Below are 14,462 nucleotides of genomic sequence, written 5' to 3'. Positions count from 1 at the left end.
CGAAAACGTTGGGTGGTGACCCGCCGAGGGACGCACCTAGCGTGAAGCCATGAAGCGCATCCTTCCCCCAGCGATCGTCCTGCTTGCGGCGCTGGCCCTCGGCGGGTGTTCCGCGCTGACCAACTCCGAATCGTCCGGCGGGCAGGCCGGTCCGGGGGTCGGCGCGCCGGCCGCCCCCGACGAGGCCGGCGGGGGCGAGGGCGGATCCGACGGGGGCGACTCCGGTGGAGAGGGCGAGTCCGACGCCGACCGCTCCATCGTCACCACGGGGACCATGACCATCACCGCCGTCGACCCGCTCGAGGCGGCCGCCGAGGCGACCCGGATCGTCGAGCGGCTGGGCGGGCGGGTGGATGAGCGGAGCGAGTTCGCGCCGGAGGGCGGGGACGCCGGCGGTGCGATCCTGACCCTGCGCATTCCGGCCGACGAGCTCACCGGCGCGATCGAGTCGCTCCGGGACCTCGGGGAGGTGGAGCACGTGGCGACGACCGCCAGTGACGTCACGCGGGAGGTGCAGGACCTGGACGCGCGGATCGAGGCCCTCCGCGCCTCGCACGACCGTCTCCTCGCCCTGCTTGCCGACGCGACCGACACGAAGGTGCTGATCGAGATCGAGACGGCCGTCTCCGACCGTCAGGCGGAGCTGGAGAGCCTCGAGGCACACCGCCGAAGCCTCGCCGATGCGGTGAGCATGTCGACGCTGGAGCTCACCCTGCAGTCGGAGGAGGTCGCGCCCGTGGATCGGCCGGAGACGTTCCTCGACGGACTCGCCGCCGGCTGGAACGCCATGGTGGCGCTCGGCTCCACCACGCTGGTGGTGTTCGGCGCGCTCCTGCCGTGGCTCGTCCTCGGTGGCCTGCTGGCGCTCCTCATCGTCTGGATCGTGCGCCTCGCGCACCGGCGTTCACGGGGCGCGGCGGCCGCTGCCCCCGGCGACGGCACCGCATGATGGAGCATGCCCTTCGTCCATGAGGATGGCAGCGAGGTGACCGCGGTCGCCCTGCTGCAGCGCGACGCCAGGCGGTTCCAGCTGGTCGCCGGCTTCTTCTACGTCGACCCCGGCACGGGTCGCCGCTACGAGATCCCGGCGCACGACACGAGCCGCCCGCCCGGCCCGGACAACGAGAACTCCACTGATCTCGCCTCCGTGCCGATGTTCCTCTGGGGCCTCATCCCGAGCTACGGCCTGCAGACGCGTGCTGCCCTCCTGCACGATGTGCTCGCCGATCGCGCCGATGACGTCGACGGTGAGGCCGGCTGGCGGCTCCGGCGGGAAGCAGACCGTCTGTTCCGGGTGGCCCTGCTCGAGTCGGAGGTGCCGCTGCTGCGCGCGCTCATCATGTGGTGCGCGGTGTCGATGGGACGGTACACGTACCGGCCGTTCGGCCCCATGAGGGCGTTGCTCGGTACTCTGCAGCTCGCCGTCGGCGTGCTCTCCGTCTACGCCGCACTGGTTCTGCCGTTCGTGCTCGGGCATCCGATCTGGCTCGCGCTGCTCGGGGTTCCTGCCGCACTCGCCGCGGTCGTTCCGCGGGACCGCGACTACTTCGCGCTGTGGCCGTATCTGGGCGCGCTGGTGCTGCCGATCGTGGTCGTCGCCTGGCTGCTCGCCCGTGTGTTCTGGGCGCTGAACGCGGTGTTCTGGCTCCTCTCCGGACGGGTCGGGGCGGCACCTGAATTGGCGCTCCGCCGCTTCGGTGCGAAACCGTTGTGAGTTCACTGGAGAGCGCGGAGCGGGCCGAAGCGCGTGGCTAGTTTGGAGCACACGCGAACTTCGAGGGGACTCCATCTTGAACAACGTTGACATCCCGGCGATCGATGAACTTCTGAAGCTGAGCGAAGAGCGCGGCCCAGCGTCGGTGTCGATCTACATTCCTACGAATCCCGTCACCCAGCAGTCGCAGTCGTCGAAGATCGAGCTGCGGAATGCCCTCGCCGAGGTCGAGCGGAAGTGTCGCGAGCGTGGCCTGACGGCACAGGAGATCACGGCCGTGGCGGCACCGCTGCGCGCTCTCGTCGACGACGAGGAATTCTGGCGATACCAATCCAAGGGGTTGGCGGTATTCGCCACCGGTTCCACTCTCCGGACGTTCCGGCTCGGCGTCGACGTGGTGCCGGAGGTCGTCGTCAACGACCGATTCCGCGTCGGCCAGCTGCTGCAGGCGGTGACCTTCCCGCAGCAGGCCTATGTGCTGGCGCTGTCCGAGAAGACCGCGCGCCTGATCGAACTCGGCGCCGGCAGCCCCCGCACGCTCGACGTGGACGGCCTGCCGCCGGACCGGAGCGTGCTCGCGCACACCGAGGTGGCTGACAAGGCGGCGATGCCCCGGCCGCAGGGAACCACCGGGGGCCGCATCGAGCAGCAGAAGTACTGCCGCCTCGCGCAGGACGCGGTGCTGCCCATCGTCTCCAAGAACGGCTCGCCGCTGGTGCTCGCCGCGCCGGAGCCGATCGGTCCCGCGTATCAGGCCATCAGCACCTACGCGCACTTCGCGCACGAGGTGATCGAGGGCAACTTCGACGAGGCATCGAACGATCAGATCGCGGCGAAGGCGGAGCCGATCCTGGGGCACATGCGCAACGCCGAGCTGGAGCGCTGGCGCAACGACTTCGCCGAGTTCGAGAACCAGGGACGCGCCACCACCGACCTCGCGGAGACCGCACGGGCTGCGACGTACGGCGCCATCGAGTCGCTGATGATCGATCCCTGCGCCCAGGTCTTCGGGCGCCTTGCCGACGAGGACGGCTCCGTGCAGTTCGGGGAACCAGAGACGAGCGGGAACTACTCGCTGATCGACGAGATCGCCGCCAGGGTGCTCCACTCCAGCGGACGTGTGCTCGCCGTGCCGTCATCCGACGTCCCGAACGGCTCGCCGGTGGCTGCGATCCTCCGCTACGGGATCTAGCCGCCGGCGCGGGAGGGCACATGCGCATCCTGCTCTGGCCGGTGCACGGCACGTACACCGACGCCCTGGTGCGCGGGCAGCACGAGTATCTGCTGCCGTGGACGCCGGAGGGCGGACCGTTCACCGGGGGGCGAGGCGGCTACGACCCGCACTGGCCCGAGAACGTGCGAGACACACCACCCGCCAGGCTCCGGGACGCCGGCGTGGATGTTGTCATCGTGCAGCGCCTGGAGGAGATCCAGCTGGCCGAGCGCTGGCTCGAACGGAAGCTCGGCCGGGATATTCCGGCCGTATTCCTCGAGCACAACGCACCGCGGGACAGCGCGTGCGGAAGCATCCATCCGCTCGCCGACCAGCGGTCCATCCCGCTCGTGCACGTGACGCACTTCAACGAGGTGTTCTGGGACTCCGGCCGGGCTCCGTCGGTGGTGATCGAGCACGGCGTCGTCGATCCCGGCTACTCGTACACCGGCACGGTGCCGCACCTCGCCGTCGTGGTGAACGAGCCGGCCAGGCGGGGACGGGTGGTCGGGGCGGATCTCCTGCCGCGGTTCACCAGCGCCGGCCCCATCGACCTGTTCGGCATCGACGGGGACCAGCTCCCCGCACAGCTCGGCCTCGCCCGGCCGGCGCTGACCGTCCTCGGTGACGTGCCGCTCTCCAGGATGCACCCGATGCTCGCGGAGCGCCGCGTGTACCTGCATCCCTTCCGCTGGACCTCCCTCGGGCTGGCGCTCCTCGAGGCGATGCACCTGGGCCTCCCCGTGGTCGCGCTCGCGTCCACGGAGGTGCCGCGCGCGCTGCCGCCGGAGGCCGGCGCCGTGTCGAGCGACATCGGGGAGCTTGCCGCCGCCGCCCGGTCCCTGCTCAGCGACCCGGACGAGGCGCGCCGGCGTGGCCGCATCGCCCGCGAGGCGGCGCTCGCGCGGTACGGGCACGCTCGCTTCCTGCGCGACTGGGACACCGTCCTCGGCGACGCGGTGGGCCGCCGGCTCGCCGCCTGACACCCGAAACCGAAGAAGGAGAAACCCATGGCAGACGTGAACCCGATCGAGTTGCAGAAGCATCTGGGCGGCGTGGACTACCCGGCGTCGAGAGACGACCTGGTGCGGAAGGCTGAGGAGAACGGGGCGGCAGACGATGTGCTGGCGGCGCTGCGCGGGATCCCGGACCGGGAGTACGACGCGCCCACCGATGTGACGAAGACTGTCAGCGGGTAATCAGCCCGCGGTCGGTCGATGGACTGGGCGTCGATCATCGAGGGGCTGGCCGCACCCGACTACGAGTTCGGGCGGCAGGCGCTGCAGCGCGGCATCGCAGCGGTCTACCTGATCGCGTTCGTCAGCACCGCGAACCAGTTCCCCGTGCTGCTCGGCGACCGGGGTCTGCTGCCCGCGCCGCAGTTGCTTCGTCATCCGGCGCTGCTGCGCGGGCCGACGCTGTTCCGCTGGCGCTACAGCGACGCGCTGCTGCGCGCGGTCTCGTGGACCGGGGCGGCGATCGCGCTGGTGATCGTGCTCGGCCTGCCGCAGCTCGGTCCGCCGTGGGTGCCGCTCCTCGCGTTCCTCGTCATCTGGCTCCTCTACATGTCGATCGTCAACATCGGGCAGACGTTCTACGGATTCGGGTGGGAGAGCCTCCTGCTCGAAGCCGGATTCCTTGCCGCGTTCCTCGGGTCGAACGAGGTGCCGCCGGCCTGGCCGGTTCTTCTCCTGTTCTGGTGGCTGGTGTTCCGGCTGGAGTTCGGCGCCGGGATGATCAAGATGCGGGGCGGCTCGGAGTGGCGCGATTTCACAGCGCTGTACTACCACCACGAGACGCAGCCCATGCCGAACCCGGTCAGCCGGTACGCCCACCTGCTGCCGAAGCGCATCCACCGCTTGGAGGTGGTGGGCAACCACTTCGCACAGTTGGTGGTGCCGTTCTTCCTCTTTGTGCCAGGACCGGTCGGAACTCTCGCCGCGGCCGTCGTGATCGTCACGCAGGGCTGGCTCGTGGTCAGCGGCAATTTCGCATGGCTGAACTGGATCACGATCGTGCTGGCGTTCTCGGCGGTCTCGGATTCGGTGGTCCATGCGGTGCTGCCCGTCGTTCCGCTGGATCAGGGCACGGGGGAAGCGTCGATGCCGCCGTGGTGGGCGGCGATCGGGATCGTGCTGACCGTCTTCTACCTCATCCTCAGCTGGCCTGCCCTGAAGAACCTGTTCTCGCGCAACCAGCTGATGAACGCGAGCTTCAACACCTGGAGCCTCGCGAACGCGTACGGCGCGTTCGGCACCGTCACGAAGGAGCGCTACGAGATCGTGATCGAGGGCACGCTCGCCGCCGACCCGGCGGAGGGCGACTGGCTCGAGTACGAGTTCAAGGGCAAGCCCGGGGACGTCCGGCGCACGCCCGGCCAGTATGCGCCGTACCACCTGCGGCTCGACTGGCTGATGTGGTTCCTGGCGCTCGGCTCCCCCGGCGAGCGCTGGTTCCTCCCCCTGCTCGTGCGGCTGCTGGAAGCCGACAAGCCGACGCTCAAGCTGCTTCGCCGGGATCCGTTCGGCGGGCAGCCGCCGAGCTGGGTGCGGGCGAAGATCTACCTCTACCGGTTCTCGACGCGGGAGGAGAAGCGCACCACTGGCGACGTCTGGGTGCGGGAGGAGCTGGGACTGTTCCGCGCCCCGGTCTCGCTGCGGGCATAGGACGGGCGGAACTGCACGCTGACCCTGGGCCCGACGGCCTTCTTGGTCTTCAGCACCGCGTGCTCGTGCGTGCGCTGGCAGCTGCCGCCCATCACCAGCAGGTCGCCGTGCCCGAGCGGGAAGCGGAGCGCCTCTCCCCCGCCCTTCGGCCGCACCGCCAGCATCCGGGGTGCGCCGAGGGACAGGATCGCGATGCTGGTGTCCTGGAGACGGTCGCGTGCGACGTAGTCACCGTGCCAGGCGACGCTGTCGCCGCCGTTCCGGTAGAAGCAGAGCCCGGCGGTCGCGAACGCCTCCGCCCAATCCGGCGCGTAGTGCGTGTTGAGGGCATCCCGGGCCGACTGCAGCGTGGCATCCGGCAGCGGGTCGCCGTCGCGGTAGGAGCAGACCAGCCTCGGCACATCGACGACCCGGTCGTACATCTCGCGCCGGTCTGCACGCCACGGCACGGTCTGCACGAGCTGCTCGAACAGTCCGTCGGAGTCGCTCACCCAGCCGGGAAGCACGTCGAGCCATGCGCCGGCAGCGAGCGGAATCCGCCGGAGACCGTCGAGGCTCCCGAGCGTCGGCTCGGCCTCGGGCGAGTCGAAGAGCGATGCCTGGAACGCGAGCGACATGCCGACATCGTATCGAACATCCGTTCGAGTGGCAATGCGCGTCGTCCGCGACTCGGGGAGGAGTCAGCGCGGGAGGAGGGAGAGGAGCTCGTCGGTGATGGCGGTCACGGCGCGCTCCCACTCACGGGGGGTCATCCGCGCCTCGGCGGACGGCAGCGCCTCGGCGAGGAAGTCGATGACGTCACGGATCCGCGCGGGCGACACCTCGGCGTCGTGCCCGGCTTCGAAGTCGTCGAGCAGCGCATCCCGGGACCGTCGCCAGGCGCCCTCGTTCACCGTGGCGGCCGGCGAGCCGGCCCGCTCCACGGCCCGGCGCACGCGGAGCACCGTCCGCTCGTCGACGACGACCTGCTCCCCCATGGCGCAAGCCTACTCAGCAGCGGTATGCGGAGCCCTGCCGACTGCCCCCTGGCGGCCCGGATTCCGCCCCTCAGACGACTGGCGACGCCGGTTCGTTGGGGCCGGAATCGAAGCTGGGAAACCCCCAGAGATGCGGCGCGGCCACCCTATGGCGCGTCGCGCCAAGGAAGAGTACAGTCCAGTCACCATTCCGCGCGCGTGCACTCAGCGTCGAGCAGCCTGTCAGCGGAACCGAGCCGTGGGGAGTCGCTATGAGCGTTTCCGAACCGAGCACGGGCGCCCGGCGCATCGTGCTGATCCCGGGCGAGCAGTACACCGCGCGACTGCACGGCGGCGCCCAGGACGGCCTGGACTGGCATCCGGTTGCGGACGGTCCGCTGCCGACGCGGCTGCTCCAGGTTCCCGGTGAGGACGGATCGCTCTCGACCTACGAATGGAACGGCTTCCTGGCTCAGAACGGCAGCGGCGTCAGCGCGGGCTACACCTACCGCGCCGCGCCGGACGCCGCCGCCTGACCCGCCGCTCCGCGCGAGGCGGCGTCACTCCTTCACGGCGCCCGCGCTCGCGTTCATGATCTTCCGCTGGAAGACGAAGAAGAGCACCGCGACCGGGATGGTCATGATCGCGGCGGCCGCCAGCTTCAGCGGGTACTGGGTACCCTGGCTCAGCTGACCCGACGCGAGCTGCGCCACACCCTTCGTGAGCGTCGTGAGGGCGGGGTCCTGCGCCGCGACGATGAAGTGCCCCAGCTCGTTCCACGACCCCTGGAACGACAGGATGATGATGGTGATGAGCGCGGGTCGCGCCATCGGCAGCACGATCGACCAGAACACCCGGAACGTGCCTGCGCCGTCGATGCGGCCCTGTTCCTCGACGCTCCGGGGGATCGACTCGAAGAAGTTCTTCATGATGAAGACCCCGGCGGCGTCCGTCAGGAGCGGGATGATGAGTCCCGCGTACGAGTCATAGATGCCGATCTGATTCACCACGAGGAACTTCGGGATGAGCAGCACCACGCCCGGCACCGCCATCACCGCGATGAGCGCCGCGAACACGAAGCCGCGGCCGCGGAAGTCCAGGCGCGCCAGTGCGTACCCGGCAAGGGAGTTGAAGAACACTCTGCCGGCCGTCACGAATACCGTTACGACCGCAGAGTTCGTGAACCAGGTCGGGAAGTCCGAGAACAGGAACAGCCGTTGGTACGCGGCCGTCGACCAGGTGGCCGGGACCAGCCCGAGCGGGTCGACCGCTGCCTCCGCATCCGTCTTGAACGAGGTCGCCAGGTTGATGAGGAACGGGGTGATGTACACCAGAGCGAGCACGATCAACAGCGCGTAGGCGAACGACCGGCCGACGAGGCGCCCTCCCGTGCGCGGGCCGCGGTTGGTGAGCGGGGCGGCGGTCATCGCTCCTCCTCCTTCTTCCGGTCACCGGTCACGCCGATTCCCGGGACGGTGCCGGCGATGGCACCGGCTCGCGGCACGATCAGCATCCGGCGTCTGGAGACCTTGCGGTCACGAAGCACCCACCGCTGGATGATCGTCATCACGATGATGATCGCGAACAGCACGAAGGCGATCGCCGCGCCCCTCGGCCAGTCCTGGCTCTGGAACGCGGCGGTGTACGACAGGTACGCCGGCGTCACCGTGGTCTTGCCCGGCTGGCCCTGCGTGCCCGTGTAGATCTGGTCGAAGACCTGCCACGCCCCGATCAGTCCGAGCGTCACGACGGTGAACACTGCCGGCCGCAGCTGCGGCAGCGTGACCCGCCAAAAGCGCTCCCACGCGTTCGCACCGTCCACCATCGCCGCCTCCTGCACCTCAGGGCTGATGTTCTGCAGCGCGGCCAGGAACAGCAGCATGAACGTGCCGCTGGTGGTGAAGACGGCCATGATCACGAACGCGGAAAGGGCCACCGAGGGGCCCGCCAGCCATTCCCACCAGGAGACGCTCAGGAAACTGTTGTCGGTGAGGAACGCCGGCCCGTTCGTGACCCCGAAAAGGCCCAGGAAGTTGTGCACCACCCCGTTCGGGTCCGCGAACCAATTGGGCCCGTTGATCCCGACGACGGAGAGCACCTGGTTGACGGCACCGCTCGATGAGAACAAGAACAGCCAGAGGACCGTGATCGCGACGGTGCTGGTCACTGAAGGGAAGTAGAAGGCGGTGCGGAAGAAGCCTCGGCCCTTCAGCACCTGCTGGTTGACGAGCAGCGCGAGGAAGAGCGAGATCGCCGTCTGGATGGGCACGACGAGCAGCACGTACCAGGCGTTGTTGCGCAGGGAGATGCCGAAGTCACGCTCCTGAAGACCGCCGCCGGCGAGCAGGTCGCCGTAGTTGTCCGCGCCGACGAAGCTGACTCCGGGTGCGAAGGGGCTGCCGCGCCCGGTCCAGTCGGAAAGGCTGACCCAGAGGGCCATCAGCACCGGAACGAGGAGGAAGGTGCCGAGGAGCACAATCACCGGGGCGGTGAAAATCCAGCCCGCGAGGGCCTCGCCCCTCCGCATTGCGGAGGAGCGAGGCCGCTTCGCGGCCGCGCGAGTCGAGCTCATCGTCGGCGGTCGCGGCTACTGAAGCAGGGCTTCGAGGTTCGACTGCGTCGACTCCAGGATCGCGGCGGGGTCACCGTCCTTCAGGCTCGCGACCTGCGAGTTGAAGTCGGTGACCACGTCGGCGGAGCCGGCGAGGGTCGGCGGCGTCTTGGCGTAGTCCGCGCCCATCAGGAACGGAACGAGTGGCTCGTTCTCGCTCGACCACTGATCGGCCGCTGACTGGACCGACGGCATCACACCGAACGCCTGCGAGAACGCCAGCTGCTGCTCCGTCGACGTCAGGTGCTCGACCAGGCTGCGTGCGCCTTCCACGTTGTCGCTGTCCGCGGCGATGCCCCAGCAGTTCGTGAACTGGAGGGTGCCCTTGCCGGCCGGCCCCTCGGGGAGCTCGGCGACGGTGTAGTTGACGTCCGGATAGTCGTTCTGCATCGCACCGATGATCCAGTTGCCCTCGATGGTCATCGCGGCCTTCTGGGTGCCGAACGCCTCGCCGCCCCAGCCCGCGTCGATGTCCGGCGTCAGCGCGAAGTTCCCTGCCTGCAGCTGCTCCTGTACGAACTCGAGCGCCTCGAGGTTCTCCGGCGAGTCCGCCGTGGCCTCGGTGTTGTCCTCGTTCATGAGGTTGCTGCCCGCCTGGGCCATGAACACGCCCACGCGCTGGTACTCAGGGCCCATCGCAAGGCCGACCGTGTCGTCGTCGGTGAGCTGCTCCGCCACGCTCGCCAGCTCATCCCACGTGGTCGGGATGTCCGCGTCGGTGAGACCGGCCTCCTCCCACATGTCGGTGTTGATGACCAGCTGCAGCGTCGAGAAGTCCTTCGGGGCGCAGTAGAACTGGTCCTCGTAGGTGAACGCCTGCACGAGGCTCGGGTAGAAGTCGTCCTTGTTCTCCAGCTCGTCGCCGTATGGCAAAAGCGAGCCGTTGGAGGCGAAGCCCGCCAGCGCGTCGGTCGACAGATAGAACACATCGGCGGGTTCACCTGAGGAGAACCCCTGCGACAGCTGCTGGTTCAGGTCGCTGGCGGCGACGACCTCGGCCTCGGTGCCGGACTCCTCCGCCCAGGCGGCGACCGCCTCGTTCACCGCATTGGTCTCCGCGTCACCGCTCGAGCCGATCAGCACGGTCAGCGGCGACGAGGTGTCTTGCTCGGCGCCTCCGCCGCCCTCGGTGTCATCGAATCCGGAGCCACCGCCACAGGCGGAGAGCCCGAGCGCGAGACCCGCAGCGAGGGCGGGTGCCGCCCACAGTCTCTTGTTCATCTCTGTTTGTCCTTTCGGTTGTGATTGCCGGATTCGGTGCCTCCGGCTTCCTCGGCGGGCGCCAGGTGACTCGACCGGCGGACGACAAGCTTCGGGGTGATGAGACGGTGCTTCGGATCCCCGGATCCGAAGTCGTGTGTGACAACGGAGCTGCCGGTCTCCCCCATCAACAGCTGCAGCGCGCCCTCGGCGACCTGGTCCACGCGCTGCTCGACGCTCGAGATTCCGAGCGCCTGGGCGATCGGGGTGTTGTCGAAGCCGACGATGGGAAGGTCCGGGCGCCCGATCCCGGAGGCGACCATGAGCGCGCCGAGCGCGAGGGTGTCGCTCGCCGCGACCAGCGCGTCGGGAAGCCCGCCGCCCGTCTGGATGAGCCGCTCAACGGCCTTGCGCGCTTCGACGACGCGATCCTCGGCGGCCTCCTCGAGACCGGCCAGCTCGGCCTCCGGCACACCAGCGTCACCCATCGCCGCCAGCCACCCGCGGCGGCGGTCGTCCCCGGTGCCGGACCCGTGCGGCCATCCGAGGAATGCGACGCGCCTGCCCGCCCTCCGCAGCAGATGTTCGGTCGCTTCGCGAGCCCCCGAGAAACCGTCGACGTCGACCCAGAGGTGCTTCGGGTCGCTCATGTCGTCGACCCCCCATGGGCGGCCGAATGTCACGAACGGCACCCGCCGCTCGAGCAGCCAGTCGGTGCGGGGGTCGTCGTAGGAGGTCGCCGTGAGCACGAAGGCGTCGACGTCGGCGCCGTCCAGCAGTCGCCGGATCTGCTCGATCTCACCCTCGTGGTCCGGCGCGGTGTAGAGCAGGATTCGCATGTTCCTGGCGTCGGCCTGCTCGGTGAGCGCGTGCAGGAAGCGGTCGAGCACACCACCGGAGATCCCGTTCTGCAGCGGGTCGAGGCGCACGCCGATCGTCGACGACTTCTGGGTGCGCAGCCGGCGCGCGGACGCGTGCGGACGGTAGCCGAGCTGGTCGATCGCGGCGCGGACCCGGTCCCTGGTCTCCGGCCGCACGATGTCGGGGGTGTTCAGCACGTTCGAGACGGTCTGCCGTGAGACCTGAGCGACGCGGGCGACGTCTTCGACGGTCGGCAGCTGTCCCACATCGGCCTCCTGGACGAGTCGTCTTTGATCGTTCAAACTCAGGGTCAGAATCGCATGCCACCGTCCTCCTGTCAATCGCGATTCCGGCTGTGCACAGAGAAGTCCGAGGTCTACAGTGGTTCCGGATTTGATCGATCAAAGCATTCTGGCGAGATGCCGGGACATCCGCCCTGCCGGGCGATGGCCACAGCCGAGGGAGAACACTGGACTCATGACCGCTTCGCTCCAACCGCTCCTGCACGATCGGGTCGTCGCATTGAGCGCACCAGCCCAGGTCTGGTCGGCTCAGAACGGCACGCTCGGCTCCGCCCCCATCGATGGCATCTACGTCTCCGACGTCCGCGTCGTCTCCGAGTCGCGCACCACCGTCGCCGGACGACCCGGCGAGCACATCGCGACCGCGTCGCCGTCCGCGCGGGTCCTCGAGTTCCTGGCGCTCCACCGCGGCATCGACAATCCGGATCCGGATCCGGACACCCGCTCCATCCTGCGCAGGACGGTGAACCCCCATGGCGTGGCCGAACGGCTGGTCGTCACCTCGCGGCTCGACGAACCCGTCGACATCCCGATCGTCATCGAGCTGCGACCGGACGCGACCCCGTTGGAGCGGGTGAAGGCCGGACTTCGGGCCGATCGCACCCCGGAAGCGCGGCTGACGCCATCGGGTGCGACCTGGTCCGGGGAAGGGGTGAGTGCCGAGCTGAGAGCGCCCGGCGCCGCCGTCCGGTCCGGAGCCGACGGGGCGCTGCGGCTGGAATGGCAGCTGCAGATCCCGGCGCGCGGGACCGCCGAGGTGGAATGGTCACTGAGCGCGAAGGACGCCGAGGCGGTCGTCACCGCACCGTCACACCCGCAGCCCTGGCACGTGCCGGCCGTCGCCGCCGGCGATGAGCGGCTCGAGCGCTGGATCAGGCGAGCCCTCGAAGACCTCGACGCGCTGCGGCTCGAGACGGTCGCACAGCCCGGGGACCAGTTCCTCGCCGCCGGGGCGCCATGGTTCTTCACCCTGTTCGGACGGGACTCGATCTGGGCTGCACGGTTCCTGCTGCCGCTCGGGCCGGAGCTTGCGGCGGGCACGCTCCGTGTCCTCGCCGGTCTCCAAGGCCGGACCGAGACCGTGGAGACGGCGGAGCAGCCGGGCAAGATCATGCACGAGCTGCGACGCGCCCAGCTCGACATCCCCGGCGACATCTCGCTGCCGCCGCTGTACTACGGCACCGTGGACGCCACGCCGCTCTGGATCTGTCTGCTCCACGACGCGTGGCGCTGGGGCATGCCGGACGACGAGGTGCGGCCGCTGCTGCCTACACTCCGGGCCGCGCTGGCGTGGATGCGCGATTACGGCGACAGCGACGGCGACGGATTGCTCGAATACGTCGACGCCACCGGGCACGGTCTGTCGAACCAGGGCTGGAAGGACTCCGGCGACTCCGTGCAGTGGCAGGACGGCAGCCTCGCGGATGGACCGATCGCGCTGTGCGAGGTGCAGGCGTACGCCTACGAAGCGGCCACGCACGGAGCGGACCTGCTCGAGCACTTCGGCGAGCCCGGCGATGAGTGGCGGGCCTGGGCTCTGACTCTGAAGGCGCGGTTCGACGCGTCGTTCTGGATCGACGATCCCGGCGGGCCGTACCCGGCGATCGCCCTCGACGCGCGGAAGCGACCCGTCGACACCGTGACCAGCAACCTCGGTCACCTGCTCGGGACCGGCTTGCTCGACGCGCGCCAGTCCGGGCTCGTCGCGCGGCGCCTGGCCTCACCGGACCTCGACTCCGGGTACGGCCTGCGGACGATGTCCACGACCTCAGCCGGCTACTGGCCGCTCAGCTACCACGGCGGGAGCGTCTGGACGCACGACACCGCGATCGCGATCCTGGGGCTCGCGCGGGAGGGACATCGCGATGTGGCGGATGCGCTGTCCCGGGGGCTGCTCGCCGCCGTGTCCGGGTTCGACTATCGGGTCCCCGAGCTGCACTCCGGGGACTCGATCGACGACATCGGCTCCCCCGTTCCGTATCCCGCCGCGTGCCGGCCGCAGGCCTGGTCCGCGGCCGCCGCCGTCGCGGTGCTGACCGCCGCCCTGGGCCTCGAACCCGGTGCGGGCGGGCTGGGCGTGTCTCCATCGTCGCTGGGACGCAATCTCTCCGTCAACGGCCTGCGATATCACGGCGAGACCGTCGCGCTGCGCACGAACAACGACGCCGAGATTCTGTCGAGCGAGGGCGTCCCGATCCTGGTCGGCTGACGCCCGGCTTCCGCCGGGAAGCGTTGTAAGGCTAGCCTTACCTGAGACGACCCTGGCAGGAGGAACCTTGGACGCCGCCCGCCGCGAGACCGCTCCCGTTTCCGACGTCGCCACCCTGCTCCGGCAGGCCTCCGCGGAGGACCACCGCGCGACCGAGAGCCGGCCCTTTCTGACCCGTCTCGTCGAGGGATCGCTCTCGCTTGACGCGTACGCCCGGTATCTCGGCCAGCTGCGCTGGGTCTACGACGCCCTCGAGTCCCGTCCGTGCGGCGACGTCGACGTCTTCGACGCGCGGCTGCGACGGCGTGCGGCGATCGAATCGGATCTCGCGGCGCTCGGGGTGGAGGATGCCGACGCGAGCCACCCGCCACTCCCCGCGACCGCACGGTATGCCGCCCACCTGTCCGCGCTGGCCGGCTCGCCGAACCGACTCGACTCGACGGTTCGGTACCTCGCTCACCACTACACCCGCTACCTCGGCGACCTCTCCGGCGGCCAGGCCGTGGCCGCCCTCGTCGCCCGGCATTACGGCGCCGCCGAACATCAGCTGGCCTTCGCCCGGTTCCCGGAACTCGGCCCGGTGGTCGACGCGAAGCGGCGCTATCGCGAGCGCCTGAACTCGATTCCGCTCGATGAGACCGAGGTCGATGAGCTGGTGCGCGAGGTGCGGGTTGCCTTCGCCTTCAACGCCGCGATCTTCGACGAGCTGGCGGCATAGGGTGCCGGCCGG

Annotated in this window: 15 protein-coding genes; 9 read left to right on the top strand and 6 right to left on the bottom strand. The window is 69.5% G+C overall.

Annotation, left to right across the window (positions count from 1 at the left end):
• The first annotated feature begins 49 nt into the window (after nt 1–49).
• The 6 genes from ACFFGH_RS24460 to ACFFGH_RS24435 all read left to right on the top strand — a co-directional run bounded on the left by ACFFGH_RS24460 (nt 50) and on the right by ACFFGH_RS24435 (nt 5,593).
• On the top strand, nt 50–949 hold the full coding sequence (locus ACFFGH_RS24460; RefSeq protein ID WP_386673213.1) for a DUF4349 domain-containing protein: 900 nt from the start codon (nt 50–52) through the stop codon (nt 947–949).
• Nucleotides 950–955: 6 nt separating this feature from the next.
• Entirely contained in the window at nt 956–1,714 is a 759-nt protein-coding gene (locus tag ACFFGH_RS24455) for a DUF1353 domain-containing protein (protein ID WP_386673211.1), read from the top strand.
• A gap of 76 nt (nt 1,715–1,790) precedes the next feature.
• Entirely contained in the window at nt 1,791–2,906 is a 1,116-nt protein-coding gene (locus ACFFGH_RS24450; protein WP_386673209.1) for a baeRF11 domain-containing protein, read from the top strand.
• Between the two features lie 20 nt (nt 2,907–2,926).
• Nucleotides 2,927–3,910, top strand: a complete 984-nt coding sequence (locus ACFFGH_RS24445; RefSeq protein WP_386673207.1) for a glycosyltransferase — start codon at nt 2,927–2,929, stop codon at nt 3,908–3,910.
• 27 nt (nt 3,911–3,937) lie between these two features.
• Nucleotides 3,938–4,126: a DUF2795 domain-containing protein gene (locus ACFFGH_RS24440; protein WP_386673205.1), complete on the top strand. Its 189-nt coding sequence runs from the start codon at nt 3,938–3,940 to the stop codon at nt 4,124–4,126.
• Nucleotides 4,127–4,144: 18 nt separating this feature from the next.
• Nucleotides 4,145–5,593, top strand: a complete 1,449-nt coding sequence (locus ACFFGH_RS24435; protein ID WP_386673203.1) for a lipase maturation factor family protein — start codon at nt 4,145–4,147, stop codon at nt 5,591–5,593.
• Here ACFFGH_RS24435 and ACFFGH_RS24430 read toward each other — a convergent pair.
• Nucleotides 5,494–6,210 (bottom strand): alpha-ketoglutarate-dependent dioxygenase AlkB, encoded by a 717-nt coding sequence (locus tag ACFFGH_RS24430; protein WP_386673201.1) that lies wholly within the window; start codon nt 6,208–6,210, stop codon nt 5,494–5,496. The genes ACFFGH_RS24435 and ACFFGH_RS24430 overlap by 100 nt on opposite strands.
• A 63-nt stretch (nt 6,211–6,273) precedes the next feature.
• Nucleotides 6,274–6,570: a hypothetical protein gene (locus tag ACFFGH_RS24425; RefSeq protein WP_386673199.1), complete on the bottom strand. Its 297-nt coding sequence runs from the start codon at nt 6,568–6,570 to the stop codon at nt 6,274–6,276.
• 251 nt (nt 6,571–6,821) lie between these two features.
• On the opposite strand from ACFFGH_RS24425, the gene ACFFGH_RS24420 reads away from it, so the two are divergent.
• A complete protein-coding gene (locus ACFFGH_RS24420; protein WP_386673197.1) occupies nt 6,822–7,085 on the top strand; it encodes a hypothetical protein in 264 nt (87 codons plus the stop codon).
• Nucleotides 7,086–7,109: 24 nt separating this feature from the next.
• Here ACFFGH_RS24420 and ACFFGH_RS24415 read toward each other — a convergent pair whose 3' ends face one another.
• The 4 genes from ACFFGH_RS24415 to ACFFGH_RS24400 all read right to left on the bottom strand — a co-directional run bounded on the left by ACFFGH_RS24415 (nt 7,110) and on the right by ACFFGH_RS24400 (nt 11,487).
• On the bottom strand, nt 7,110–7,976 hold the full coding sequence (locus ACFFGH_RS24415; RefSeq protein ID WP_386673195.1) for a carbohydrate ABC transporter permease: 867 nt from the start codon (nt 7,974–7,976) through the stop codon (nt 7,110–7,112).
• A complete protein-coding gene (locus tag ACFFGH_RS24410; RefSeq protein ID WP_386673193.1) occupies nt 7,973–9,031 on the bottom strand; it encodes a carbohydrate ABC transporter permease in 1,059 nt (352 codons plus the stop codon). The genes ACFFGH_RS24415 and ACFFGH_RS24410 overlap by 4 nt, the downstream gene beginning before the upstream one ends.
• 105 nt (nt 9,032–9,136) lie before the next feature.
• Nucleotides 9,137–10,381 (bottom strand): sugar ABC transporter substrate-binding protein, encoded by a 1,245-nt coding sequence (locus tag ACFFGH_RS24405; protein ID WP_386673191.1) that lies wholly within the window; start codon nt 10,379–10,381, stop codon nt 9,137–9,139.
• On the bottom strand, nt 10,378–11,487 hold the full coding sequence (locus tag ACFFGH_RS24400) for a LacI family DNA-binding transcriptional regulator (protein ID WP_386673190.1): 1,110 nt from the start codon (nt 11,485–11,487) through the stop codon (nt 10,378–10,380). Before ACFFGH_RS24400 ends, ACFFGH_RS24405 begins: the two co-directional genes overlap by 4 nt.
• 211 nt (nt 11,488–11,698) lie before the next feature.
• Between ACFFGH_RS24400 and ACFFGH_RS24395 the strand changes: the two genes are divergently transcribed.
• Both ACFFGH_RS24395 and ACFFGH_RS24390 read left to right on the top strand, forming a co-directional pair.
• Nucleotides 11,699–13,732: a glycogen debranching N-terminal domain-containing protein gene (locus ACFFGH_RS24395; RefSeq protein ID WP_386673188.1), complete on the top strand. Its 2,034-nt coding sequence runs from the start codon at nt 11,699–11,701 to the stop codon at nt 13,730–13,732.
• A gap of 67 nt (nt 13,733–13,799) precedes the next feature.
• Entirely contained in the window at nt 13,800–14,450 is a 651-nt protein-coding gene (locus tag ACFFGH_RS24390; RefSeq protein WP_386673186.1) for a biliverdin-producing heme oxygenase, read from the top strand.
• Nucleotides 14,451–14,462: the final 12 nt, after the last annotated feature.

The organism is Lysobacter korlensis (assembly GCF_042434515.1).
Note: the sequence above shows the minus strand (reverse complement) of the source record. Positions and strands in the feature narration are given on the sequence as shown.